At 69.8% G+C, this 22,244-nt stretch carries 16 protein-coding genes and 5 pseudogenes; 15 read left to right on the top strand and 6 right to left on the bottom strand.

Annotated elements, in window-relative coordinates:
- Positions 1–440 (bottom strand): annotated as a pseudogene (locus tag ACLF3G_RS21270) (IS21 family transposase); the annotation flags it as partial.
- Positions 441–627: 187 nt separating this feature from the next.
- Positions 628–1,014, bottom strand: a pseudogene (locus ACLF3G_RS21275) (YrrC family ATP-dependent DNA helicase); the annotation flags it as partial.
- Between the two features lie 153 nt (positions 1,015–1,167).
- Here ACLF3G_RS21275 and ACLF3G_RS21280 point away from each other — a divergent pair.
- Together ACLF3G_RS21280 and ACLF3G_RS21285 are read left to right on the top strand one after the other, a co-directional pair.
- Complete coding sequence (locus ACLF3G_RS21280) at positions 1,168–2,910, top strand: SWIM zinc finger family protein (protein WP_430671417.1); 1,743 nt, start codon at positions 1,168–1,170, stop codon at positions 2,908–2,910.
- Positions 2,911–3,083: 173 nt separating this feature from the next.
- On the top strand, positions 3,084–3,515 hold the full coding sequence (locus ACLF3G_RS21285) for a hypothetical protein (RefSeq protein WP_430671418.1): 432 nt from the start codon (positions 3,084–3,086) through the stop codon (positions 3,513–3,515).
- A gap of 513 nt (positions 3,516–4,028) precedes the next feature.
- Here the strand turns inward: ACLF3G_RS21285 and ACLF3G_RS21290 are convergent.
- Positions 4,029–5,183 (bottom strand): acyl-CoA dehydrogenase family protein, encoded by a 1,155-nt coding sequence (locus tag ACLF3G_RS21290; RefSeq protein ID WP_430671419.1) that lies wholly within the window; start codon positions 5,181–5,183, stop codon positions 4,029–4,031.
- A 318-nt stretch (positions 5,184–5,501) separates the two neighbouring features.
- Here ACLF3G_RS21290 and ACLF3G_RS21295 point away from each other — a divergent pair, with 318 nt between their 5' ends.
- The 4 genes and pseudogenes from ACLF3G_RS21295 to ACLF3G_RS21310 all read left to right on the top strand — a co-directional run.
- Entirely contained in the window at positions 5,502–6,533 is a 1,032-nt protein-coding gene (locus ACLF3G_RS21295) for an IS110 family transposase (protein WP_430671420.1), read from the top strand.
- A 219-nt stretch (positions 6,534–6,752) separates the two neighbouring features.
- Positions 6,753–7,148: pseudogene (locus ACLF3G_RS21300) on the top strand (transposase); the annotation flags it as partial.
- Positions 7,149–7,598: 450 nt separating this feature from the next.
- Positions 7,599–8,017: pseudogene (locus ACLF3G_RS21305) on the top strand (IS21 family transposase); the annotation flags it as partial.
- A gap of 27 nt (positions 8,018–8,044) precedes the next feature.
- Positions 8,045–8,199, top strand: a pseudogene (locus tag ACLF3G_RS21310) (IS481 family transposase); the annotation flags it as partial.
- A 121-nt stretch (positions 8,200–8,320) separates the two neighbouring features.
- On the opposite strand, the gene ACLF3G_RS21315 reads toward ACLF3G_RS21310, so the two are convergent.
- Positions 8,321–9,355 carry a glycosyltransferase family 2 protein gene (locus tag ACLF3G_RS21315; protein WP_430671421.1) on the bottom strand — a complete coding sequence of 345 codons (1,035 nt, stop codon included), beginning with the start codon at positions 9,353–9,355 and terminating at the stop codon, positions 8,321–8,323.
- A gap of 279 nt (positions 9,356–9,634) precedes the next feature.
- On the opposite strand from ACLF3G_RS21315, the gene ACLF3G_RS21320 reads away from it, so the two are divergent.
- The 6 genes from ACLF3G_RS21320 to ACLF3G_RS21345 are packed head-to-tail and all read left to right on the top strand — an operon-like array spanning position 9,635 to position 17,090.
- Positions 9,635–11,878, top strand: coding sequence for a glycosyltransferase (locus ACLF3G_RS21320; RefSeq protein ID WP_430671422.1), 2,244 nt, complete (start codon positions 9,635–9,637; stop codon positions 11,876–11,878).
- A 2-nt stretch (positions 11,879–11,880) separates the two neighbouring features.
- Entirely contained in the window at positions 11,881–12,747 is an 867-nt protein-coding gene (locus tag ACLF3G_RS21325; RefSeq protein WP_430671423.1) for a glycosyltransferase, read from the top strand.
- Positions 12,732–13,373 carry a hypothetical protein gene (locus ACLF3G_RS21330; protein ID WP_430671424.1) on the top strand — a complete coding sequence of 214 codons (642 nt, stop codon included), beginning with the start codon at positions 12,732–12,734 and terminating at the stop codon, positions 13,371–13,373. Before ACLF3G_RS21325 ends, ACLF3G_RS21330 begins: the two co-directional genes overlap by 16 nt.
- Positions 13,370–14,341, top strand: a complete 972-nt coding sequence (locus ACLF3G_RS21335) for a polysaccharide deacetylase family protein (protein ID WP_430671425.1) — start codon at positions 13,370–13,372, stop codon at positions 14,339–14,341. The genes ACLF3G_RS21330 and ACLF3G_RS21335 overlap by 4 nt, the downstream gene beginning before the upstream one ends.
- A complete protein-coding gene (locus tag ACLF3G_RS21340) occupies positions 14,338–15,288 on the top strand; it encodes a glycosyltransferase family 2 protein (RefSeq protein WP_430671426.1) in 951 nt (316 codons plus the stop codon). The genes ACLF3G_RS21335 and ACLF3G_RS21340 overlap by 4 nt, the downstream gene beginning before the upstream one ends.
- Complete coding sequence (locus ACLF3G_RS21345; protein WP_430671427.1) at positions 15,288–17,090, top strand: ABC transporter ATP-binding protein; 1,803 nt, start codon at positions 15,288–15,290, stop codon at positions 17,088–17,090. Before ACLF3G_RS21340 ends, ACLF3G_RS21345 begins: the two co-directional genes overlap by 1 nt.
- Here ACLF3G_RS21345 and ACLF3G_RS21350 read toward each other — a convergent pair.
- Entirely contained in the window at positions 17,080–17,772 is a 693-nt protein-coding gene (locus ACLF3G_RS21350; protein WP_430671428.1) for a class I SAM-dependent methyltransferase, read from the bottom strand. The two genes, ACLF3G_RS21345 and ACLF3G_RS21350, sit on opposite strands and share 11 nt — an antisense overlap.
- A gap of 218 nt (positions 17,773–17,990) precedes the next feature.
- On the opposite strand from ACLF3G_RS21350, the gene ACLF3G_RS21355 reads away from it, so the two are divergent.
- A complete protein-coding gene (locus ACLF3G_RS21355; RefSeq protein WP_430671429.1) occupies positions 17,991–19,628 on the top strand; it encodes a phosphoenolpyruvate hydrolase family protein in 1,638 nt (545 codons plus the stop codon).
- Here the strand turns inward: ACLF3G_RS21355 and ACLF3G_RS21360 are convergent.
- A complete protein-coding gene (locus ACLF3G_RS21360) occupies positions 19,592–20,215 on the bottom strand; it encodes a hypothetical protein (protein WP_430671430.1) in 624 nt (207 codons plus the stop codon). The two genes, ACLF3G_RS21355 and ACLF3G_RS21360, sit on opposite strands and share 37 nt — an antisense overlap.
- Before the next feature lie 114 nt (positions 20,216–20,329).
- On the opposite strand from ACLF3G_RS21360, the gene ACLF3G_RS21365 reads away from it, so the two are divergent.
- On the top strand, positions 20,330–21,205 hold the full coding sequence (locus tag ACLF3G_RS21365) for a branched-chain amino acid ABC transporter permease (protein WP_430671431.1): 876 nt from the start codon (positions 20,330–20,332) through the stop codon (positions 21,203–21,205).
- Complete coding sequence (locus ACLF3G_RS21370) at positions 21,198–22,193, top strand: branched-chain amino acid ABC transporter permease (protein ID WP_430671432.1); 996 nt, start codon at positions 21,198–21,200, stop codon at positions 22,191–22,193. Before ACLF3G_RS21365 ends, ACLF3G_RS21370 begins: the two co-directional genes overlap by 8 nt.
- Positions 22,194–22,244: the final 51 nt, after the last annotated feature.

The raw sequence follows: 22,244 nt of genomic DNA on the forward strand, positions 1-22,244 counted from the left end.
ATGGTGACGGCGAGATCGCGCATGTCGGTGAAGTCCGACAGGCCGAGGTGGCCGGGCTGATGGAGCTGGCGGAAGATCACCTCCTGTTCCGGTCCGTGCAGCGCCCGCCAGCCCCGGATCCGGCGCTCCAGCGTGCGGCGGATACCGGCGCCGAGTTCGGGATGACGGCGCCTGATCTCCTCGAAGACGGCAATCGGCCGCAGTCCGGGCGCGGACTGGAGCAGCGGGACGACCTCACCGTCCCAGATCGCCGCCAGCGGGTCCGGCCGACGCCGTCCGCGGGGCGTGGTGCGGGCCGAAGATGGTCGGGGGTCCCCCTCGATCCGATAGGCGGTGGCCGTGCTGAACCCCGCTCTGGCGGCGTCGATCGGCACGGGCTGGGTGCGGCGAAGTGTCATGTACAGCCTCATCTGGCAGTCGGTGACATGGCGGCCGGGCACCGGAAGACCCCTCGTAGCGAAGGAGCCATTCCGATGCCGGCCGGCCGCAACCGCCAGCCACCCACCCCCGGCAGGGGCGAGGCGCTCGCCTGCATGGCCCCGTCGGTCGGGCTACGCCCTCCCGCCGACGCCATGCAGGCGTTTCTCATCCTGATCGCCGCGCTTTCTCACCATGATCGCCGCGCAGCACCTCCTCGCCGAAGCCGCGGACGAGCTTACCCGCATAGGCTGGGCCGATGCCGCGGATCATCCCCGAGGCGAGGTACCTCTGAATGCCCTCCGCCGTGGTCGGCGCGGAGGTGCGGAGGAAGCGCGCACGGAACTGCTGGCCGTGGGTGCGGTCCACCACCCACTCGCCGGTGGCGGTGATCCACTCTCCGGCCGAGATCGTTGCGGCGTGACTCACCACGGTGACGAGGTCGCGGCGCCCGCGCGCCTTCACGCGAAGGACGCAGAAGCCGCTGTCCTCGTTGTGGAAGGTGACCCGTTCGACCTGCCCGGCGAGCACCTCCGCTCCCGGCTCCCCCGTGGGCCCGATCACGCCAACTCCTCTCCTCAGGGACGGCCATTGCATCGCCGAGGGCATCCCCCTCGCGCGTCTGGCGTACCGGCAGTGGCCGCTCTCGCGCCAGCCCCGCGGCGTGCCGAAGGGGCTGGATGAGCGATATGATGTGCGGCCCGCGGCTGCCGGAACGGCGCCTGGCACAAAGACTGGAGGTCACTCGTCATGTCCCGTTTTGCCCGCTCCGAGCTGAAGCGCCTGGCCGGCGATGCCACCTTCGCCCGCGGCGAGGCATATCTGCGCGAGGGGCGGGTGGGGCTTCTTTCGGACGACGGCATCGTCGTCTCCGCGCGGGTCGCCGGCACGACCGTCTACCGGACGGTGCTGCGGGCCGGCCGGGCCGGTATTGAGGGCGAGTGCGCCTGCCCCGCCTTCGCCGACTATGGCTTCTGCAAGCATCTCGTCGCCACCGGACTGGCGACCGGGGCGGGCGGCGATGTCCCGGACCGGTTGGGTGCCATTCGCGCGCATTTGCGTGGCCAGGGAGTCGAGCGGCTCGCCGAAATGATCCTCGACCTTGCCGAGCGCGATGCCGCGCTGCTCGACCGCCTCGACCTCGCCGCGCGCGCCGCCGCCGGAGACGCGGCCGGGCTCGCCCAGCGCTGCCGGGCGGCGCTAAAGCGCGCGCTGCGGACGGGCCGCTTCGTCGAGTACCAGGAAGCCGGCAGCTGGGTCGCGGGCGTGCTCGACGTTCTGGAGGGCTTCGAGGGCCTGCTCTCGGCCGCGCATGCTGCCCTGGTGCTGGAACTCACGACCGATCTCTTCGGGCGCCTGCCGGGCGCACTGGAGACGGTGGACGACTCGGAACGCGGCGGGGTCGAGATCGCGGAGCGCGCCGCGGCGTTGCACCTCGCCGCGTGTGAGGCGCTGCGCCCCGATCCGGTTACGCTCGCGCGCGACCTGTTCCGGCTCGAGACGGGCGAGCCCTTCGGCACCTTCCGCGCCGCGAGCGGCACCTATGGCCACCTTCTCGGCCCGGCCGGCCTGGCCGAGTATCGGCGCCTCGCCGAGGTGGCCTGGGACGCGCTGCCGAAGACGCGCGCGCGGCGCGGTGGCGTGCTTGCCGGCGACGAGGAGGGCTTCGCCCGCTACACGCTGTTCCCGATCCTGGACGGCTTCGCGGCGCGCGATGGCGACATGGACCGGCGCATCGCGCTGCGGGCGGCGGGGCTGTCGCAGGCGCACGACTATCTGCGGCTGGCGGAGTTCTGCCTCGAAGGGGAGCGCGAGGCGGAGGCGGTGCGCTGGGCGGAGGAGGGGGCCTTCCTATTCGACGACCCCTCGAACGAGCCGCTGCTGGTGTTCCTGGCCGAGCGGCACCGTGCCGCCGGGCGAGGCGCGGAGGCCAAGGCGGTGCTCTGGCGCGGCTTCGAGCGCCAGCCCTCGATGCGGCTCTACGAAGCGCTGGCGAAGGGGACACGTGCCCGGTCCGCGGCGCGGACCGCGATGACGGGTCGCGCCTTGGGGGTGCTGGAGGCGAGGCTTGCGAAGCGCGCGCCGCGAACGGGATGGGAGGACGTCGGCGCGGCGGGGCTGATAATCGAGATCCTCCTCCGCGAGCGACGGCTCGACGCGGCATGGGATGCGGCGCGGCGACACGGCTGCCATGACGGCCTCTGGCGCCAGCTGGCGGAGGCGAGCGAGGTGGCCAGGCCCGCGGACGCCATCGCGGTCTACCAGCGCTTGGCTGAGGCGCAGGTCGGGCTCACCAACAAGCACGGCTATGCCGATGCCTGCCGGCTGGTCGGCCGCATAGCGGCCGTGCGTGCCCGGATCGGCGAGGACGGCGCGCAGCGGGCCTATGTCGAGGATCTGCTGGCGCGGCACCGCGCCAAGCGGAACTTCGTCGCCATGCTGCGTGAGACGGTGAGCGGCGCGGAAAGCCGCAAGTCGGCGAGATCGACCTGACCGACAGCAGTGCCGCGTGGTGCACCATGGCGCCACCTATGGTGCGGGAGAGGTTGCCGCCGAGGTCGAAAGGGTATCGGGAAGACGAGGCTGTCGGACTGCGTCGGGAACTTTTTGGTCCTCTGGCGCCCCGGCCGCGGTGGTCGCGGTTGGACGGGACCAGGAGATCCGCAATGAGCCACGACCCCACACCCAGAGATCCCGCCGGAGGTCGTCCATCTTGGAACAGGAGGCGGCTGCTCGGCCAGAAGCCGCCGCTGAAGCTCCGTGAGGTCTGGGCCATCCGCATCCGGCTCCAGATTGCCGAACGCCACCTCGACCTCGCCTGGTTCAACCTCGCCATCGACAGCAAAATCCGGGGCTGTGATCTGGTCGCCCTCCGCGTTGATGACGTGCTCCTCGGCGGGCCCATTCGGCCGCGGGCGACGGTGCTGCAGCGCAAGACGGGGCGCCCGGTACAGTTCGATTTGACCGAGCAGACCCGCGAAGTCGTCATGCGCTGGATCACTCAGGGCGGCCTCAGGTCCGGCGACTACCTTTTCCGAGTAGGATTGGGGGCGGCCGGAAGCCGATCACCACCGCCACTACGCTCGATTGCTGGATAGTTGGGTCGGCTCGGTCGGGCTCGATGCTCGGCTGTACGGAACCCATTCACTCCGGTGTACGAAGGTGGCCCTCATCTATTGGCGGACCGACAATCTTTAGACGGTCCAGTTGCTGCTCGGTCACACGAAGATCGAGAGCACCGTCCCGTATCTCGGGGTGGAGGTTGACGACGCACTCGCCATCTCCGAGGGGATATACATCTGAACGGAGCGGTCGCCCGCGGGCGGCAAGCGCCTCCCGCGACCCAAAAGCGACTCCCCCGGCCGCGCCCGATAGGTCCAATGGTGAGGCCCAAGCAGAAACTGCTGACCAACGGGCGAGAGCAGCAGCTTCGCGCCCTTCTCGGCCACCTGCTGGGTGCCGCCGCCTTGCTGGAAGCGGACAGGGCCTGCGTGCCCTCGGCTGACCGGGTTGGGCCGCGGGAGGAGCTCCCGTCGGGTTACGCCCGTCGGATCTGCCTGCCATGTCACCGGGAGCGTCGATGGCGCATCGGCAGGTTAGGTCCAACCCTCTCAGATCCGCATCGTGCCCGCGTCGAGTCCTAGGCGCAGCCGGCCGGCGACGATGAAGCTGTTGGGCGACATTGCGACGTGCTGCACTGCCGCGCGAAGGTCGCGCAGCCGCCGCGCGAGCGGCCCGCCTTCCTGAATGGCGACGGCTCCAACCGCTGCCTCCAGCATCGCCGCGGCGCGGAGCGCGCTGTCCGCGGCGTGAGCTGTGGCCAAGCGGAGGTCCGCACGGCGCGGTATCAGCGCTGTCTCGCCGCGCTCCACCGCCGCCATCAGCGCCGACATTGCCTCAACCATCAGGGCACGGGCGGCACGCAAGATGGCTTCGGCGCGGCCCACCTCCGACTGGATGCTCTCGCGCTCGCGCAGCGCCACGCTGGTGCCGACGCGCATCCGGTCCACCATCAGCCCGGCGACATCCGCCGAGATCGCGCGCGTGATCGCCAGCGGCACCACCGAGACGCTCCAGCTGAAGGTGCTGACCACAGGCAGGCGGTAAACCAGGCCCGGCATCACCGCGTGCTGGTCCGGGTAGCCGAAGACGTGATCGGCCGGAACAAACACGTCATCAAGCGTGAAGTCGCAGCTCCCCGTGCCCTTGAGGCCAGACACCTGCCAGGTATCGATCACCGCCACGGCGTCGATCGGCGCAAGCGCCATCAGCGTCGGCGCCGGCCCCTCCTGCCCTGCCGCCGCGACAGCGCAGAGCCCGGCCACGCCGGTCGCGCCGTGGATGCCGCTGCCGTAGGGCCAACGGCCCGTCACGCGATAGCCGCCCTCGGTCGGAACGGCGCGGCCCACCGCGCCGGTAGCCAGCACCAGGAAGGCGCGCGGGTCCGCGAACACTCGCTTTGCCGCTGTTTCCGGCAAGTAGCCGGCAACGCGGCTCGCCCCGCCCCCGTTTCCGACGATCCATCCGACCGACGCATCGAGCGCTGTCGCGGCCTCCACTACCTCCATGAACTCAAGCGGCGAGAGTTCCGGTCCGCCAAGGGCCCTCGGTAACCAGAGCCGGAAGAGCCCAGCTTCGGCAAGCGCGCCGAAGAGTGGCGCAGGTAATCGGCGCTCGGCGTCAATGGCCTCGCGGTGCTGCTCGACGATGGGCGTGAGGCCGCGGAGCCGGTCCAGCAGCAGGTCGGCGGTGTCGTGGTCGCGCATGGCACGTCTCCCGTCGAGAAGCAGCGTCGAAGCTCCAGCCGTCGCGGGCAAACCGGAAATGCTACATCACGGAAGAATTGAGCCGGCCGGGCGGGAGCACGACCTTCCTGCCCTAGCAACCAGGTCTGCCGCTTTCTCGCGGCTTGCCGGCCCACGCAGCGAAGATTGAAGGGCGTTGCAGCATAGGGTCCGCCCAGTCTGCACTGCAGGCGGCGAGGCGCCTAGATACGGTAATCGGGTCGGCAGGTAGCGCGAGTTGCCGTGACCGGTTGTTCTTCCAGAAGGCCCAGGTGGGCCTGAGCAGAGGGAGGCACCGAGATGACCCACTATGCCGGGATCGACGTCTCGCTGGAGACGAGCAGCATCTGCATTGTTGACGGCTCCGGGGCCGTGCTCCGGGAGCTGAAGGCGGAGAGCGAGCCGGAGGCGCTGGCTGCGGCCCTGACGGGGGCGGGTCTGGAGTTCGCCCGTGTCGGCCTCGAGGCTGGGCCGATGTCGCAGTGGCTCCATGCCGGACTGAAGGCGGCGGGGCTGCCGGTGGTGCTGCTCGAGACCCGGCAGCTACGGGCAGCGACCAAGACCATGCCGGTCAAGACCGACCGGACCGACGCACGTGCTATCGCCCAGATGGTCCGAACCGGCTGGTTCCGGGCCGTGCATGTGAAGTCGGAGCTCTCCCAGGAGCTCCGGGCGTTGCTGACGGCCAGGAAGCTGCTGGTGGGGAAACTCCGGGACATCGACAATGGCATCCGTGGCCTGCTGCGCGGCTTCGGGCTGAAGGTCGGCCCCGTCGTTGAGCGGGCATTTCCCAGTCGAGCCCGTGAGCTCGCGGCGGACCGCAAGAGCCTTGCCGCCGTGATCGAGCCCTTGCTGCAGGTACGCGAGGCCCTGCTGTCCGAGCGGGAGCGCCTGCATCGCCTTGTTATCTGCGCCACGCGTGACGATGCCGTCTGCCGCAGGCTGATGACGGTGCCCGGTGTTGGTCCGGTCACCGCGCTGACCTTCTGCTCGGCGGTGGACGATCCGGCGCGGTTCAGCCGGTCCCGTGCCATAGGTGCCCACTTCGGCCTGACGCCTCGGCGCTACCAGTCCGGCGAGACCGACCGTGTGGGGCACATCAGCAAGCAAGGCGACGGTCTTGCGCGCCAAGCGCTCTATGAGGCAGCGAACGTCCTGCTCACCAGGACGAGCCGCTGGTCGTCGCTGAAGGCCTGGGGCATGGCGATCGCGAAGCGCTCGGGCATGCGCCGCGCCAAGGTGGCCGTAGCCCGCAAGCTCGCCGTCGTGCTGCTGGGCATGTGGCGCGACGGCACCGAGTTCCGCTGGGGCAAGGAGGCGGTCGTGGCGTAGTCGCCCACCGTTCCCCACCCGAGCGTCCGACGTCCCGTCGCGGGGACGCGGCAGGGCGAGACCGCAAGAGCGCCGGTGCCGGTTTCCGCCGAGCCCGCTTGCTAGATTGGTCCGCCCCGCCTGCCTAGCCGTAGCCTGTGGCGGCTCCACGCCGACCACGAACAGAAGCGAGGAACCCGCGATGTGACCACTACGCCGGTCATTGACCGACCCGATTACAGAAGGCTGATGACGGTGCCCGGTGTTGGTCCGGTCACCGCGCTGACCTTCTGCTCGGCGGTGGACGATCCGGCGCGGTTCAGCCGGTCCCGTGCCATAGGTGCCCACTTCGGCCTGACGCCTCGGCGCTACCAGTCCGGCGAGACCGACCGTGTGGGGCACATCAGCAAGCAAGGCGACGGTCTTGCGCGCCAAGCGCTCTATGAGGCAGCGAACGTCCTGCTCACCAGGACGAGCCGCTGGTCGTCGCTGAAGGCCTGGGGCATGGCGATCGCGAAGCGCTCGGGCATGCGCCGCGCCAAGGTGGCCGTAGCCCGCAAGCTCGCCGTCGTGCTGCTGGGCATGTGGCGCGACGGCACCGAGTTCCGCTGGGGCAAGGAGGCGGTCGTGGCGTAGTCGCCCACCGTTCCCCACCCGAGCGTCCGACGTCCCGTCGCGGGGACGCGGCAGGGCGAGACCGCAAGAGCGCCGGTGCCGGTTTCCGCCGAGCCCGCTTGCTAGATTGGTCCGCCCCGCCTGCCTAGCCGTAGCCTGTGGCGGCTCCACGCCGACCACGAACAGAAGCGAGGAACCCGCGATGTGACCACTACGCCGGTCATTGACCGACCCGATTACAGAAGCCGTTCTTATTCACCACATGCCTGGGTGAGGCTGGCGGGTGTGGCGTATGCTGCTGGATGCGTTTACGGATTTGGGTGTCGAGACCAACCCGTAGCACCCTCAGGCCGCGCCACACCCGCCATGGACGACGATACGACCGAGCCGTTCGGCTTTCCAGCGATCGACCGCAAGAAGCTCACTGCCGCCTTTGACGGTGGGCGGCTGACCTCGGATGGCAGTCTGGTGTTCGCCGAGGCCAGGGCCAGCGAGGAGCTGGCGGACTGGCTCGGGGCGCATGTGAACCTGTTCGCCGCGCTGGGCCGCGTGCCGAAATTCATCGTCTGCGACAACCTCAAGGCCGCGGTGACCAACCCCGACCGGTATGACCCCGGGCTGAACCGGTCCTATCTGGAGATGGCGGAGCACTACGGCGCCGCCATCCTGCCAGCCCAGCCCGGCCCGGCAAGCCGCGCTACAAGGTGAAGGTTGAGCAGTCGGTGCTGCTGGCGGAGCGGTGGATTCTGGCGCGGCTGCGCAACGCCAGGTTCTTTGCGCTCGGCGACCTCAATGTCGCGATCATCACCTTGACCGCCGAGCTGAATGCCCGCCTGATGCGCGGCTTTGGCGCCAGCCGGGCGGAACTCTTCGCCAGCCTGGATGCCCCCTGCGGCCGCTGAGGACGGCGCCCTATGCGCGCCCTGGCGGTCGGCAACGGGCTGAACCCTGAGACAGCCAACAAGAGGCGCGGGCGTGCCACCACTTCGATGCGCCGATGCATCCCTCCCGGCCCCGCAGCACCACCCGGTCCGAGGCGGAGGAGGCCATCATCGTCGAGTTCAGGCGCCGCATCCAGTGTAGGCTTCGCCTGCACTGCTTGGCGGGGCGTCTATCATGCGTGCAGTTTCAACGCAGGATCATCGCGCCGCGGCCAGTCGCGCTTGCGATCCTTGCTCCGCACAAAGCTATCATCAAGGGGCCTGCCGGATCCTATTCAGGCGCCAGCGGATCCTCCAGCCGGCCGTGCTCAAGGATGAGGCGAAAAAGGCGGCCTCCACGGCGGATGCGCCGGTCGCGAACCACAGGTTGCGGCACATCTTGTACCAATGCTTCTGAATCACACGCGCCAGGCCGTCCTCGTCGAAGCGCCGGCTGCGACGATTGCATTCGAGCACCTGCACCAGCCAGGCTTCGGCCTCCGTAAGGAAAGGCGGCCTGAGGTCCGGCTCCGCGCCGGTGATGGAGGCCCGCACGATCCGCTCGTGGATCCCGGCGTCCTCGTCATCCGTATCGGCACGTGATGGGGTCGACCCAAGGCCCAGCCAGCCCAGCAGGTCACGCCGCACCCGCCTTGCCGCCGCTTCCTGGCGCGGCCGCTGGACATGGCTCACGCTGCCGGGGTGGATGCGCTGGTGGAACAGGATCTGCGGCAGGTTCGCCATCTCCGTGTGGCGCGCGAGCCGCGCCCAGAGCTCGTAATCCTCCGCCGCCTCGTAGGCGGGGTCGTAGCGGATGTGGTTGCGTTCCAGCAGGTCCCGGCGCGCCAGTATAGTCGGGTGCGAAAAGGGTGAGCCGAACAGCAGCCCCGCCTTGAGCTCAGCGCTGCCCGACCTATAGCGGTCGGCCCCTCCGCGCGCGCCGAAGAAGCTCCAGGCCGTGCCGCAGATGCCGATGGCGCGATGCCGGTCGAGAAAGGCGAGCTGGCGCGCCAGGCGCTTCGGATGGCTGATGTCGTCGCCATCCATCCGAGCCAGGAAGGTGCCACGCGCGCGGTCGAGGCCCTCGTTCAATGCGGCCACGACACCGCGGTTGGAGGGAAACTCCACGAGACGAACGCGCGGGTCGGCCACCTTGCGGATCTCCGCCACCGTGCCGTCCGCGGAGCCGTCATCGATGACGATGACTTCGAGGTCGCGGAAGGTCTGGCCGAGGATGCTGCCCAGGGACTGCGCGACGAAGGGCGCCACGTTGAACACGGGCATCACCACCGAAATGGCCGGCGACATGCTGCGACACTCCAAAAACTGAATTTACTTAAATTTAAACAAGCCCGCCAACTGCTCTCATGAAGTTGAGATTTTATATCGTGGCGCCTACGTAAGATTATCTGCAATATCCCGTCTCTGACCAATCACGAGACGCGGCGGCGCGTTTGTATCGTTTTTGATGACGCGCGGGGCCGTTTGATGTCTTTAAATCAAGAAGATGAGCTGTGTGGGGCACCAGTGGTTGGCGCGGAAATGAAAGCCCAACGAATTCTTTTGACGGCTGCATGCCCGTTTCCCATGTCCCGCGGCACGCCCACACGGATCCTCCGCATGGCGGAAGCCCTGGCGTTGAGGGGCCACGACGTTCACGTTGCAACCTATCATCTTGGCGATGACTTTCCGACCAAGCCGCCATTTACCGTACATCGGATCCGTAACTTCGACAGCTATAGAAAAACCTCTCCCGGCCCGGCGCTGTCCAAACTTCTGCTGCTGGATCCGGCGCTCGCCTCGACGGTGTCGGAGGTCGTGCGCGACCATCGCATCGACATCATCCACGCCCACCACTTCGAGGGGCTCGCGGTCTCCTGGCCCGCAGCGCGGCGCCATCGGATTCCTCTCATCTACGACGCCCACACGACCCTGTCCTCCGAACTCCACTACTACCGGCTTGGCCTGCCGCAGGGCGCCAAGCGCCTGGCAGGATCAGTCGTGGATCGCTTCGCACCCCGGCTGGCCGATCATGTCGTGGCGGTTTCGGCGGAGATCCGCGCCGCGCTGATCGAGAAGTCCCGCGTGCCGGACGAACAAATCAGCGTCATCCCGAATGGCGTGGAGGCCGAGCATTTCGACTTGCCCGAGGGCCGGGACGCGGCGCAGGACCCGAACCTCATTGTCTATGCCGGCAACCTCGCGCCCTTCCAGGGCATCGATCTGCTGATCCGCAGCTTCCGGCGCATCCTCGACATGCGGCCGATGACGCGGCTCATGCTGGCCACCGAGGATCGGTTCGACCGATACGAGGAGATCGCGCAGACGCTCGGCGTGCGCGACCGGATCGATGTCCTGCACACACTGTTCGCCGACCTGCCGGCACGCCTCGCCAGGGCCACCGTCGCGCTCAACCCGCGGATCGAGGGCGCGGGCCTGCCGCAGAAGCTGTTGAACTACATGGCAGCAAGCCGACCGATCGTGTCCTTCCAGGGCTCCGCGCGCCACCTGGTGAACGGGCAGCACGCACGGATCGTGGCGAATGGCGACATCGAGGGATTCGCCGGCGCCGTGGTGGGTCTGCTGGATGACGACCAGACGGCACGCCGGATGGGCGACAACGGGCGCATCCTGGTGCAGAAGCACTTCGCCTGGGACCAGGTCGCGGAGCAGCTCGAGGGGCTCTATCCCCGGCTGATCAAGCCACGACACATCGAGGCCCCGTCTGTTCGCATGTCGCCCGCCGCGACGGACACTCGTCCCGCGGCCATCGTGGTGAACTACAATGGCGGGGAGCGTATCGCGAACACCATCCGTGCCCTGTCCTCGGCCTCCGCGTCGCCGTCGCGGATCATCCTGGTGGACAACGCCTCGACCGATGGCAGCCGGGAGCAGGTCTGTGCCGAGTTTCCCGACGTCGAACTCCTGGCCATGGACACCAACATCGGGCTGGCGGCGGCGCGCAATGCCGGCCTGCGCCATGTCGGGCCGGGTCCGGTCCTGCTGGTGGACGGCGATGTCTACGTCACGGACCGGTGCATCGAGATCCTGTGGCGCGCCATGCGTCAGGCGGCCGCCACGGTCGCCTGCCCGCGCGTGGTGTTCCATCCGGACCTGGACCTGGTCCAGTGCGACGGCGCCGCCGCGCATTTCGTCGGCACGATGAGCCTGCGCCACGCCAACCTGCCCCTCGCGAGCCGCGCGGCCTTCGAGATGCAACCGTGCCCGGTGCAGGTGGGCGCCTGCATCGGCGCCTGCATGCTGGTGGACCGCGACGCCGTGCTCGACGCCGGCGGCTTCGACGAGCGCTATGTCTTCTATTTCGAGGATCTGGAGTTCAGCCTTCGCATGCGGGCGCTGGGCCACACGATCCTCTGCGTGCCGGAGGCTGTCGTGCATCACGATCGTGGCCGTGGCACGCCCGGCCTTTCGTACCGCGGGCAGGGCACTTATCCGCATCGCCGCGCCTACCTCACGATGCGGCATCGCCTGCTGACGATGATCACGCACTACCGGCTGCGCACGCTGCTGATCCTGGCGCCCGCGCTGCTGCTGTATGAAGCGGCGACTTTCGTCTTCGTTCTGAAGAATGGCTGGGCCCGCCCCTGGATGGACGCTTGGCTCTGGCAGGCGCGGAACTTTGCCGGCATCCGCCGGCAGCGCCGCATCATGCAGGCGCGGCGCCTGGTGCCGGACCGCGTCCTGCTGTCCGGCGGCGCACTGCCGTTGGCGCAGGGCGTGGCGGAGCAACGTGTGGTCTCCGCCGCGGTGGCCGCCCTGTCGTTCTGCCTCAACCTGTACTGGCGCCTCGTTCGCCGCCTGCTTGGCTGATCATGACGCAGCCGCCGGACGTCACCATCGTGATTCCCTGCTACCAGCAGGCCCATCTGCTGCCGGATGCGCTGCGCAGCGCGCGGCGGCAGGCGCCGGCCAAGGTCGAGATCATCGTCGTAGACGATGGCTCGACGCAGGATGTCACCGCGGCGGTGCGGGCCGTGGCGCCGGAAGCGATCTTTATCCGGCAGGCCAACCAGGGACTTGCCGGGGCCCGCAACACCGGGCTGGCCGCGGGCAGCGCCAGCCTCGTCGCCTTTCTCGACGCCGATGACCGGCTGCTGCCCGGTGGGCTGGCGGCGGGCATGGCGTGCCTGGCCGAGCATCCGGACTGCGGCTTCGTCTTCGGTGGCTACACCAATGTCGATGCCACGGGCCGGCCCTGCCGGCCTTCGGTCCGGCCGAGGCCGGGGCCGGTTCCCTACGGCGCTCTCCTGGCCCGCAACCTCGTCGGCATGCATGGCGCGGTGCTGTACCGGCGTTCCGCGATCGTCGAGGCCGGCGGCTTCGATGCCGCCCTGCGGTCCTGCGAGGATCACGACCTGTATCTTCGCATGGCGTGGCGGCATCCGGTGCAGGCCCACATGGCGCTGGTGGCGGAGTACCGGCGGCACGGCGGCACCCTGTCCGGGCAATCGCTCGACATGATCGAGGCCGGGCTCGCCGTGCTGCGCCGCCAGCGCCCGCGGCTGGCCAGCCGGGATCTGCGGCGCGCCTACCGCGCCGGCTTGCGCTTCACGATTGCCAAATACGGCTTCCAGTTCGCCCGCCAGGTCGCCGCCCGCGTGGCGCGCGGCGAGTTTCGGCTTTCCGCCGGCGAGATCGGCGCCTTTGCCCGAAGGGTCCCCCGATGGCTGTCCCCCTGATCAAGCGCATCCGCCGCTTCCTGTTTGCGCGAAAGGTCGGGCGCCTGCGTTTCGGCGCCCTCGCCAGCCCGGACAGCTTCAGCGGCGCACTGGCCGCCGGCCAGGACGGACTGGCCGCGCACTACACGACCGAATTCCTCGCCGCGCGTGCCGCCCTGCTGAGGGGCCGCATCCTGGTGGCCGGCGCGCTTCCCGTGGCGCTGCCCGATGCCCAGGTGACGCGCATCGGCGTCGCGGAACTGGACCAGGGCGGCTTGCCCGGCGAGGACTATGACGGGGCGGTGCTGGTCGACGTGCTGGGCCAGGTGGACGATCCGCACGAAGGCCTGCGGCGGGTCGTTGCGGCCTGCCGGCCCGGCGCGCTGTTGCTCGCGACCCTGCCCGGCGTGGTCCGGGCCGAGCCCGGCTTCGAGGATACGCACCAGTGGCGCTTCACGCAGCATCTGGCCAAGCTGATGTTCGAGGCGGTGGCGCCACCGGCCTCGGTGCGGGTCACGGCCCATGGCAACGTGCTCGCCGCCGTCGCCTGCGCCGCCGGATCGCCCGCCACCGCGCTGTCGCGGGCCCAGCGCGACCGGCACGACGCGCCCTATCCGCTCGTCATCGGCGTGCAGGCTGCGCGGTGAGGCTTCCCAAGCTCGGCCTCACCGCCCGGCTGCGTGCGGCCGGCCACCGCCTTGGGCTGCGGCGGGGCGCGGTGGTGCTGATGTACCACCGGGTGGCGGCGCCAGGCTCGGATCCCTGGGACCTCTGCGTGTCGCCCACGCATTTCCAGGACCACCTCGGCGCGCTCCGCGACTGGGGTGCCACGATCCTGCCGCTGGCCGAGCTGGTGGCCGCGGCGGAGCAGCAGCGGCTGCCGAAGCGCGCCCTCGCCATCACCTTCGACGATGGCTACGCCGACAACTACCATGCTGCCTTTCCGCTGCTGGAGCGCAGCGACGCACCGGCCACGATCTTCGTCGCCACCGGCCCCATCCTGGCGTCGCGCGAATTCTGGTGGGATGCGCTGGAGCGTCTGCTGCTCGGAGGTGCCTTGCCGGCAAGGTTGCAGGCTGCGGTGGGGGGGCAGGCGCGGGTGTGGATGACCGCTGATCCGCCGGCGCTCTACCGACAGGTATGGGCCGCGCTTTCGGACCTGCCGCCGAACGCGCAACAGGCGGCGCTCGGGTCGTTCGCGATGGAGCTTGGCCGCGCCGTGGGCCGGCCGCGCGAGACGCACCGACCCCTCACGCCGGCGGAGCTCGGGGAGTTTGCCGGCCGAAGCCGCGGGCTGATCGAGTTTGGCGGGCACACCGCCGACCACCCCCGGCTTCCGACGCTGCCGCCGGCAGGACAGCGGGACCAGATCCAGCGCGGCAAGGATGAACTCGAGGCGATGATCGGCATGCGGGTGCACAGCTTCTCCTACCCCTTCGGTGCCCATGACGGCCACGGCGTCGCCGCCGTGCGCGATGCCGGCTTCCTGCGCGCCTGCACGACATCCGGTGGCGGCGTGGGCCACCGCCCCGATCATTTCCGCCTGGCGCGGCTGCCGGTTCCGGACATGCCCGGTGACGCGCTGGTCCGGCAGGTCTCGGCGATCTGCGCATGAGCCACGCCGCATCCCTCGTCTCGGTCATCATCATCTTCCGCGACCCGGGCGCCTTTCTCGAGGAGGCCATCGACAGCGTCTTCGCGCAGACCCATCGCCACTGGGAATTGCTGCTGGTCGACGACGGCTCCACCGATGAAAGCGCTGGCATCGCGCGCCGTATCGCGGAGGCCCATCCGGCGCGGGTGCGCTACCTGGAACATGCGGGGCATGAGAATCGCGGCATGAGCGCCTCCCGCAACCTTGGCATCGCCGAAGCCAGGGGCGACTTCATCGCCTTCCTCGATGCCGACGACGTCTTCCTGCCGCGTCGGCTGGAGCGGCACCTGGAGGTTCTGGCCGCAGCGCCGGATGTGGCGATGGTCTATGGGCCGACGCTGTACTGGTATGGCTGGACCGGGCGGCCGGAGGATGTGGCGCGCGACTTCACCGGCAGGCTGCACGCCGAGGACGGCACGCGCTTCGAGCCGCCCGAATTGCTGCGCCGCTTCCTGCGCACCGGCGGGGCGGCATTGCCCGGGATCTGCAGCCTGCTGGCGCGCGCCGAGGCGGTACGGCAGGTCGGCGGCTTCGAGGAAGCCTTCCGTGGCGCCTTCGAGGACCAGGTCTTCCTGTCCAAGATGGCGCTGCACGCGCCGATCCTGGTGGTGGCGGATTGCCTGGACAAATACCGGCAGCACGACGCCTCCTATTCCGCGCAGGCCGTCAGCGCCGCGCACTACCACCCGAAGCGCGCCAATCCGGCGCGCCGCAACTTCCTCGAATGGCTGGAGGCGTATCTGCGCGCCCGGCAGATGCGCGATCCGCTGGTCTGGCGCTGGCTCGACCGGGAATTCCGGCCGTATCGACAACCGAGGCTGCATGCGGTGCTGGCCGTGCCGTCAGCCATCGCCGGCGCGCTGAAACACGCGGCCAAGCGTGCCGTGCGTCTCGTGAGGACCCGCTGATGGCGGCCCGCACGGGCATCGTGCCCGAGGTGGTCCGACACCTCGGAAGCTTCCTGCGACCCTACCCCTGGGCGCTGCCGGTGCTCGGCCTGCTCGGCGTCTTCGCCTCCCTGTCGGAAGGCATCGGGATCGGGCTGCTGATCCCTTTCCTGCAGGCCGCGACCGGGGAGCTGGACACCACCAGCCCCTTCGGCCGCATCTTCGGCGACCTGGATGCGGAGCAGCGCATGCTGGTCGTCGGCGGCGCGATCATCGCGCTGGTGCTGGCCAGGACGGTGGTGCTCTATGCCCATGTCATCGTGTCGAACTGGTTGAACGGGCGGGTCAGCCAGGACCTGCGGCGGGGCGTGTTCCGCCAGGTCCTCGGCCTCGGCCATCCTTTCATCCAGCGTCGCCAGCCGAGCGAGCTGCTCAACGTGATGGACACGCAGCTTTGGCGGACCAGCGACGCCGTCGGCTACCTGTTCACCCTCGTCGCGAATGCCAGCACCATCGCCGTCTTCGGTGTCATGCTGCTGGTGATTTCGTGGCAGTTGACGATCGGGGCGGCGGTGGCGGTGGTGCTTGCCTCGCTGACCATCCGGTTGCTGACGCGCCGCGCCCGGCACCTGGGCGAGCTTTCGACCGCCGCCAATGGCAACCTGCTGCGCCACCTGCTGGACATGCTGAACGGCGCGCGCATGATCGTGGCCTTCGGCCGGGAGGGCTCGGAAACCCGCCGCTTCGACGCCGCGACGGAGGAGGTGAGGCAGGCCTTCTTCCGGCTGGAACGGGTCGTCGGCCTGGTCCATCCGCTGGTCGAGTTCCTCTACACGCCGCTGCTCATCGTGGCCGTGCTGGTCGCGGTCCGCTCCGGCGTGGCGCTGCCGACGCTCATCGCCTTCCTGCTCCTGGTCTACCGGCTGCAGCCACATGCCCGGAACCTGGAGCACAACCGCGTGCTGCTCGCCGGCTCCGCGGCGGCGGTCGCCGCGGTGAAGGATCTGCTCGACCAGGACCGGGACGCCTACATCCGCTCCGGCACGCGTCCCTTTGCCGGCCTGCAGGAGATGGTGCGCTTCGACCGCGTCGGCTTCCGCTACTGGGAAGATCGCACCGAGGTGCTGCGCGACGTGTCCTTCGAAATCCATCGTGGCGAGGTGACGGCGCTGGTGGGAGAATCCGGCGCCGGCAAATCGACCATCATCAACCTGCTGCTGCGCTTCCACCATCCGAGCGCGGGCCAGATCCTGGTGGATGGCGTGACGCTGCGCGACCTCGACCTGGCCGCCTGGCGCGGCCGCATCGCCATTGCCGGGCAGGATGCGGAACTGATGACGGGATCGATCGCCGACAACATCGGCTTCGGCCTGCCGGAGGGCCAGGCGGATCGGGCGGCCATCATCGAGGCCGCGCGGCAGGCCGACGCCGCTGGCTTCATCGCCGCATTGCCGCTTGGCTACGACACCCAAGTGGGCGCCGGTGGCCTCAGCCTGTCCGGCGGGCAGCGGCAGCGCATCAGCCTAGCGCGCGCGCTGCTGCGGCGGCCGGATATCCTGCTGCTCGACGAGGCCACCAATGCGCTGGATGGCCTTTCGGAGGCCGCAGTCCAGCAGGCGCTGGTGCGCCTCGACGGGCGGACCGCGGTGGTGGTGGTCGCACATCGCCTGAGCACGATCCAGCACGCCGACCGCGTCGTGGTGCTGGAGGCGGGACGGGTGGTCGAACAGGGCAGGCCCGCAGTCCTGGCGCGGGCCGGCGGTGCCTTCGCGCGCCTTTACGCGCGCGACCTTCTCGCCCCCGCCAGCCCGTCTAACGCCTGATCGCGCGCAGGCCCAGCAGCGTCGGCCGCGCCGGGTCCTGCATCTCCAGCACCGCCGGCGGTACTTCCTCGGCCGCGGCGCCGTGCAGGAACGCGACCGTCGCGGCGGGTGAGCCGAAGCTCTCCACCGCCACGGCATCGGCACCGAACACGCCGTCCGCCAGGCGGCGGAGCGAGCGGGCGGTGAAGCCCCAGTACCAGGTGGCGGCCCACTCATCCTGGCTGATCTGGCTGACGCTCGGGACGGTCACGAGCAGGACGCCGCCCGGCTTCAGGCTGCGATGCAGCTTGACCAGGGCGGAGCGGACATCCTGGATCAGGTGCAGCGTCTGGGTGATGACGGCGCAGTCGAAGGCCTCCGCCGGCAGATCCACGGTGCCCGACAGGTCTCCGACGATTGTGGCGCGGGGGTTGCTGGCGTCGACATGCAGGATGTCGCGCTGCGTGGTGCGCGTGCCGCCATATTGCGCGGTGTAGCTGTCGTCGCCGATCTCCAACGTGCGGCCAAAGACGTCGGCGGCATGGGCGGTCAGGAAGCGGTCCACGAAGTGGCGGTCCACTGGCGTTCCACGATCGAAGCCGAAGCTGCGGCTGATCGGCCGCACGCTCCAGAGATCACCCAGCTCGGGGCGTCGCGCGGCGCCGGTTCCGCGGTCCTTTGGGTCCATGGTCTTGAGCAGCACCGCGGTTGGCTCCCTTGCCGAAGATGAGGCCGGCAGCCATCCCATTACGGCATCGCCACGGCAGTGTCAGCGGATCGCGCGTTCACCAGACGGTGTTCCAGGCTTCGCGCGGACGCGGTCGCCAACGGCGTCCGCGCGACGACGCTGGACCTCGTGCCAGAGGTGACCGTCCGCGCCACACTGCGCTATAACCCGCGACGCCGGGCAAGGATGGGTGCATGGCGAAGCGCATGGAGATCCTCGTTGGCGCCGCCATTGGGCTGGGCATGACGGCGCGCGCCGCGGTGGATGGCGGGGCGGATTTCCTGCTGGTGCTGTCCGCCGGTCGCCTGCGTGTCATGGGCGCGCCATCGCTCGCCGCCATGCTGCCGATCCGCGACAGCAACGCCTTCACCGATGCCTTCGCACGGCAGGAGATCCTGGACCGCGTCTCCGTCCCGGTCTTCTTCGGCGCCGCCGCCTGCGACCCGCGGCTTTCCATCCCGGCCCTGCTGCGCCGCGTCAGCGAGGCCGGCTACAACGGCGTCGCCAACTTCCCCACCGCCATCCACCTCGATGGCAGCTTCCGCGTGGCGCTGGAGGAGGCTGGCCTCGGCTTCCCGCGCGAGGTTGAGATGCTGCGCGCCGCGCCCGAATACCGCCTGGCGACACTCGGCTATGCGAAGACGCGGGTGGAGGTGGATGCGTTGCTGGACGCGAAGGTAGAGCGGCTGTGCCTCAACTTCGGCTGGAACTCGGGCGGCAGCCAGGGCGTGCCGAGCGGCGTGCCGCTGGACCAGGCGGCGGAACGGGCGCGGCGCCTGTTCGCGCATATCCGCCGTCGCGCGCCCGGCACACTGTGCTTCGTGGAGGGCGGACCGATCATCGACCCGAGCCACCTGCAGCAGGTGTGCGAGGCCTCCCGCGCCGATGGCTACCTTGGCGGCTCCACGCTCGACCGACTGCCGCTCGAGATGTCCGTTATGCAGACCACCTCCGCCTTCAAGACCACGCGGCTGCTGCCGCAGGAAGGCGACACGGTGGCGGCGCGGGTGCCCGGTCTGGTCGGCCGCTCGCAGCCGGCGCGGCAGCTCATGGCACGCATCGCCCGGCTGGTGGCCACGGACCTGCCGATCCTGGTGGAAGGTGAGCCCGGCGCCGGGCGCACCACGGTCGCGCGCGCCATCCACCAGGCCAGCGGCCGCACCGGCGCGCTGACCTTCCTTGATGCCCGGCAGGACATCGCGGCCCGGCTGTTCGGTGAAGGTGGACCGGCCGCGCTGTTGGCATTGCGTCACAGCACGCTGGTGATCGAGAGCGCGGATGCACTGCCGCCCATGCTGCGCGCCAGGCTGGCCGACTGGATCGAGCGCGGCAGCTTCGCCCGCTTTGCCAAGCCCGCCGAGCGCATTCCCGGTGCGCGGCTGGTGCTGACGCATCCCCTGGGCGGGGAAGCGCTGGCCCGTGCCCTGTCTGCGCAGCGCCTGACCGTGCCGGCGCTCCGCGACCGGCTGGAGGACCTGCCCCTGCTGGCGCGCGCCCTGCTGCGCGGGGCGCAGCACGGGGCGGCGGAGCTGGAGCCGGCGGCGTTGCGTCTGCTGATGGCGCGAAGCTGGCCCGGCAATCTGCGCGAGCTGGCCGAGGTGCTGCGGCGCGCGGCCACGGAGGGCCGCAACGGCCGCATCGACCTCGCGACGCTGGAGGCGCAGATCGGCCTGGCCAGCACGGCACCGCCGGCATCCCCGGAAGATGAGCGCGCCTGGATCCTGGACGCGCTGCGCCGCAACCGCTTCCGCCGCGGCGAGACGGCCGCCTTCCTCGGCATCGCCCGCAAGACGCTCTACAACCGCATGCGTCGCCTGGGGTTGGAGGCCTGATCCGGCATCTGCCAGCCCAGTGCGACCCCACCCTCCACCGCCACCCGGGTGGCGAGCGGCGTCCACCAGCCGGATGGATCCGCGCGGGGCAGCACCCCCGGATGCAGCAGGATGCGCCGCAGGCCGAGTTCCAGCGCCGTATCCACCGCGACGCGTGAGGTGGCGCAGGCGATCGGGGTGAAGCCCAGCGCGGCCAGCCGCAGCAGCAGACGGAACTCGGACTCGGCCCGGTAGTTGACCGCGGCCAGGGCGGCGGCGGTCTCGCCTTCGAAGATCTGCACGGTCGGGTAGTTCACCACCTGCGTGATGCCGGCCGCGCGCAGCGTCGCGGCGAGGTCCGCCAGACGCAGGAAGGGGTCGCAGGCGAAGATGCCGGCGACCGGGGCGCCGCCACGGAAGGGGCGCCCCGCGCCCAGCGCCGCGGCCAGGGCGCCGTTGATGTCGAGCACCGGCAGCAGCGCCACCAGCGGCCAGCTCTCCGTGGGAAAGGACGCCAGCGCCGGCAGGAAGACGCGCCCGGGCCGGTCCGCCGCACGCACCGCAGCGAGATCTGCACAAGGACTGAGCTGGGCAGGATCTTTGGTCATTACCCAATTCTACCCAATCATTGCGGAAATACCATCTTGCAGCGCCTCCGCCTGCTCCGCCATCGTCGGCCCCGGATAGCGGCTCGGTGAGGCTGCGGGGAAACGGGCAGGCGCATGGATCTGGCGGCAACCATCGTGTTGAACGGGCTGACGCTGGCCGCGCTGTACTTCATCATCGCCAGCGGCTTCTCGCTGATCTTCGGCCTGATGCGCGTGGTGAACATGGCGCATGGTGCGATGTACCTGGTGGCCGGCTATGTCGGCTACGCGGTGTTCGAGCCGCTGTACGACCGCGATGTCTGGTACGCCTGGTATGCCGGCCTCGCCGCCGGCGTCGCCTTCGCGGCCGTGTTCGGGGCCGTTGTGCAGAAGCTGCTGCTCGGCTGGATGCAGGGCCAGGAGCTGCGGCAGGCGCTGGTCACCATCGGCCTGTCGATCATCGTGGCCGACCAGCTTCTTGCCGTGTTCGGCGGTACGCCGCGGCAGTTCTTCGCGCCCGACGCCATCTTCGGCGCCACGCAGCTTCCGGGCATCGGTGGCTACCCGACCTTCCGCCTGGTGCAGATCGGCATCGCGCTGGCCGTCGGCATCGGACTTTGGCTGCTGCTCAACCGCACGAAGCTCGGCATGATGATCCGTGCCGGCGTCGATGACCGGGAGATGCTGGGCGCCTGCGGCGTCAACGTGCCGCTGGTGGGCATCGCGGTGTTCGCGCTGGGCGCCGCGCTGGCGGGCCTTGGCGGGGTCATCGGCGCCACGGCGCAGCCGCTGGCGCAGGGCGCGGATGGGCGCTTCCTGCTGGTCTCGCTGGTGGTGGTCATCGTCGGCGGCATGGGCAGCGTCACGGGCACGGCGCTGGGCGCGGTGCTGATCGGGCTGGCGGAGCAGATCGGGCAGGCGGTGTTCCCGACCTATTCCGTCATCCTGACCTTCGTCATCATGGTGGCGGTGCTGGCGCTGCGGCCGCAGGGCATCCTCGGCCGTGCGTAGCCGCACCATCACCTGGTCGCTGGCGGGCCTGCTGCTGCTGCTGGCGCTGCCCTGGCTGCTGCCGCAGGTCCTGCCGGCCAATCAGGCGCAGTTCTGGACCGCCAACATCCTAGGCCGCGCCCTGGTCTTCGGCATCATCGCCATGTCGCTGACCTTCCTGGCCACCTATGGCGGCTTCGTGTCCCTGGCGCAGATGACCATCGCCGGCGTCGCGGGCTACACGCTGGCGGTGTTCGTCGAAGGTGCGGTGCCGAGCATCGCCGGCGGGCTCGGCTACGCCACGGCGATCCCGGTCGGGCTGCTGGCGGCGACCGCGATGGGATTGCTGGTCGGCGCCGTCAGCGTGCGGACGCGGGACATCTACCTGCTGATGATCACGCTGGCGCTGGCGATGGGCGTGTTCCGCTTCATCGAGACCAACATCGCCTGGTTCAACGGCTACGAGGGCATCCGCAACGTCGTCGGCCCCACGGTGTTCGGCGCGGATTTCCGCAACGCCATGGTGTTCTACCACATTGCGCTGACCACGGCCGCGCTGCTGTATTTCGGCATCCTGTACCTGGTGCGGACGCCCTTCGGACTGGTGCTGCAGGGCATCCGCGACAATCCCCGGCGCGTCGCGGCGCTGGGGTATTCGGTCGCCTTGCACCGCATCGCCGCCTTCGGCCTGGCGGGGTTCGTCGCGGGCTGCGGCGGCATCCTGTCCACCATCTACAACATCGGCATCTCGCCCGGCTCCATCGGTCTCGGCGCCTCCATCAACGTGCTCATCATGAGCGTGATCGGGGGCCTGGGCCATCCGATCGGCGCCTTCATCGGGTCGCTGATCTTCACGGTCTTCGACACCTTCGCGGCCACCATCTACGACCGCGACCGCTTCAACACGCTCATCGGCGTCGTGTTCCTGGTCATCGTGCTGGCCTCGCCGGACGGCATGATCGGCCTGGCCGCCCGGCTTCGCCGCCTGGTCACGCCGCGCCGGGAATGAGCCCACCGCGTCCGCGCGGCCGTCCGGCTTCGCGCACCACCACAACAAGCC

Origin of the sequence: Falsiroseomonas sp. HC035 (genome assembly GCF_050563525.1) — a bacterium.
In the GTDB taxonomy this organism is placed as follows: domain Bacteria; phylum Pseudomonadota; class Alphaproteobacteria; order Acetobacterales; family Acetobacteraceae; genus Falsiroseomonas.

What these genes read in the sequence shown, in the direction of transcription:
- ACLF3G_RS21280 (WP_430671417.1), top strand. Translation starts at nt 1,168, where the DNA reads ATGTCCCGTTTTGCCCGCTCCGAGCTGAAGCGCCTGGCCGGCGATGCC.
- ACLF3G_RS21285 (WP_430671418.1), top strand. Translation starts at nt 3,084, where the DNA reads ATGAGCCACGACCCCACACCCAGAGATCCCGCCGGAGGTCGTCCATCT.
- ACLF3G_RS21290 (WP_430671419.1), bottom strand. Translation starts at nt 5,183, where the DNA reads ATGCGCGACCACGACACCGCCGACCTGCTGCTGGACCGGCTCCGCGGC.
- ACLF3G_RS21295 (WP_430671420.1), top strand. Translation starts at nt 5,502, where the DNA reads ATGACCCACTATGCCGGGATCGACGTCTCGCTGGAGACGAGCAGCATC.
- ACLF3G_RS21315 (WP_430671421.1), bottom strand. Translation starts at nt 9,355, where the DNA reads ATGTCGCCGGCCATTTCGGTGGTGATGCCCGTGTTCAACGTGGCGCCC.
- ACLF3G_RS21320 (WP_430671422.1), top strand. Translation starts at nt 9,635, where the DNA reads ATGTCCCGCGGCACGCCCACACGGATCCTCCGCATGGCGGAAGCCCTG.
- ACLF3G_RS21325 (WP_430671423.1), top strand. Translation starts at nt 11,881, where the DNA reads ATGACGCAGCCGCCGGACGTCACCATCGTGATTCCCTGCTACCAGCAG.
- ACLF3G_RS21330 (WP_430671424.1), top strand. Translation starts at nt 12,732, where the DNA reads ATGGCTGTCCCCCTGATCAAGCGCATCCGCCGCTTCCTGTTTGCGCGA.
- ACLF3G_RS21340 (WP_430671426.1), top strand. Translation starts at nt 14,338, where the DNA reads ATGAGCCACGCCGCATCCCTCGTCTCGGTCATCATCATCTTCCGCGAC.
- ACLF3G_RS21345 (WP_430671427.1), top strand. Translation starts at nt 15,288, where the DNA reads ATGGCGGCCCGCACGGGCATCGTGCCCGAGGTGGTCCGACACCTCGGA.
- ACLF3G_RS21355 (WP_430671429.1), top strand. Translation starts at nt 17,991, where the DNA reads ATGGCGAAGCGCATGGAGATCCTCGTTGGCGCCGCCATTGGGCTGGGC.
- ACLF3G_RS21360 (WP_430671430.1), bottom strand. Translation starts at nt 20,215, where the DNA reads ATGACCAAAGATCCTGCCCAGCTCAGTCCTTGTGCAGATCTCGCTGCG.
- ACLF3G_RS21365 (WP_430671431.1), top strand. Translation starts at nt 20,330, where the DNA reads ATGGATCTGGCGGCAACCATCGTGTTGAACGGGCTGACGCTGGCCGCG.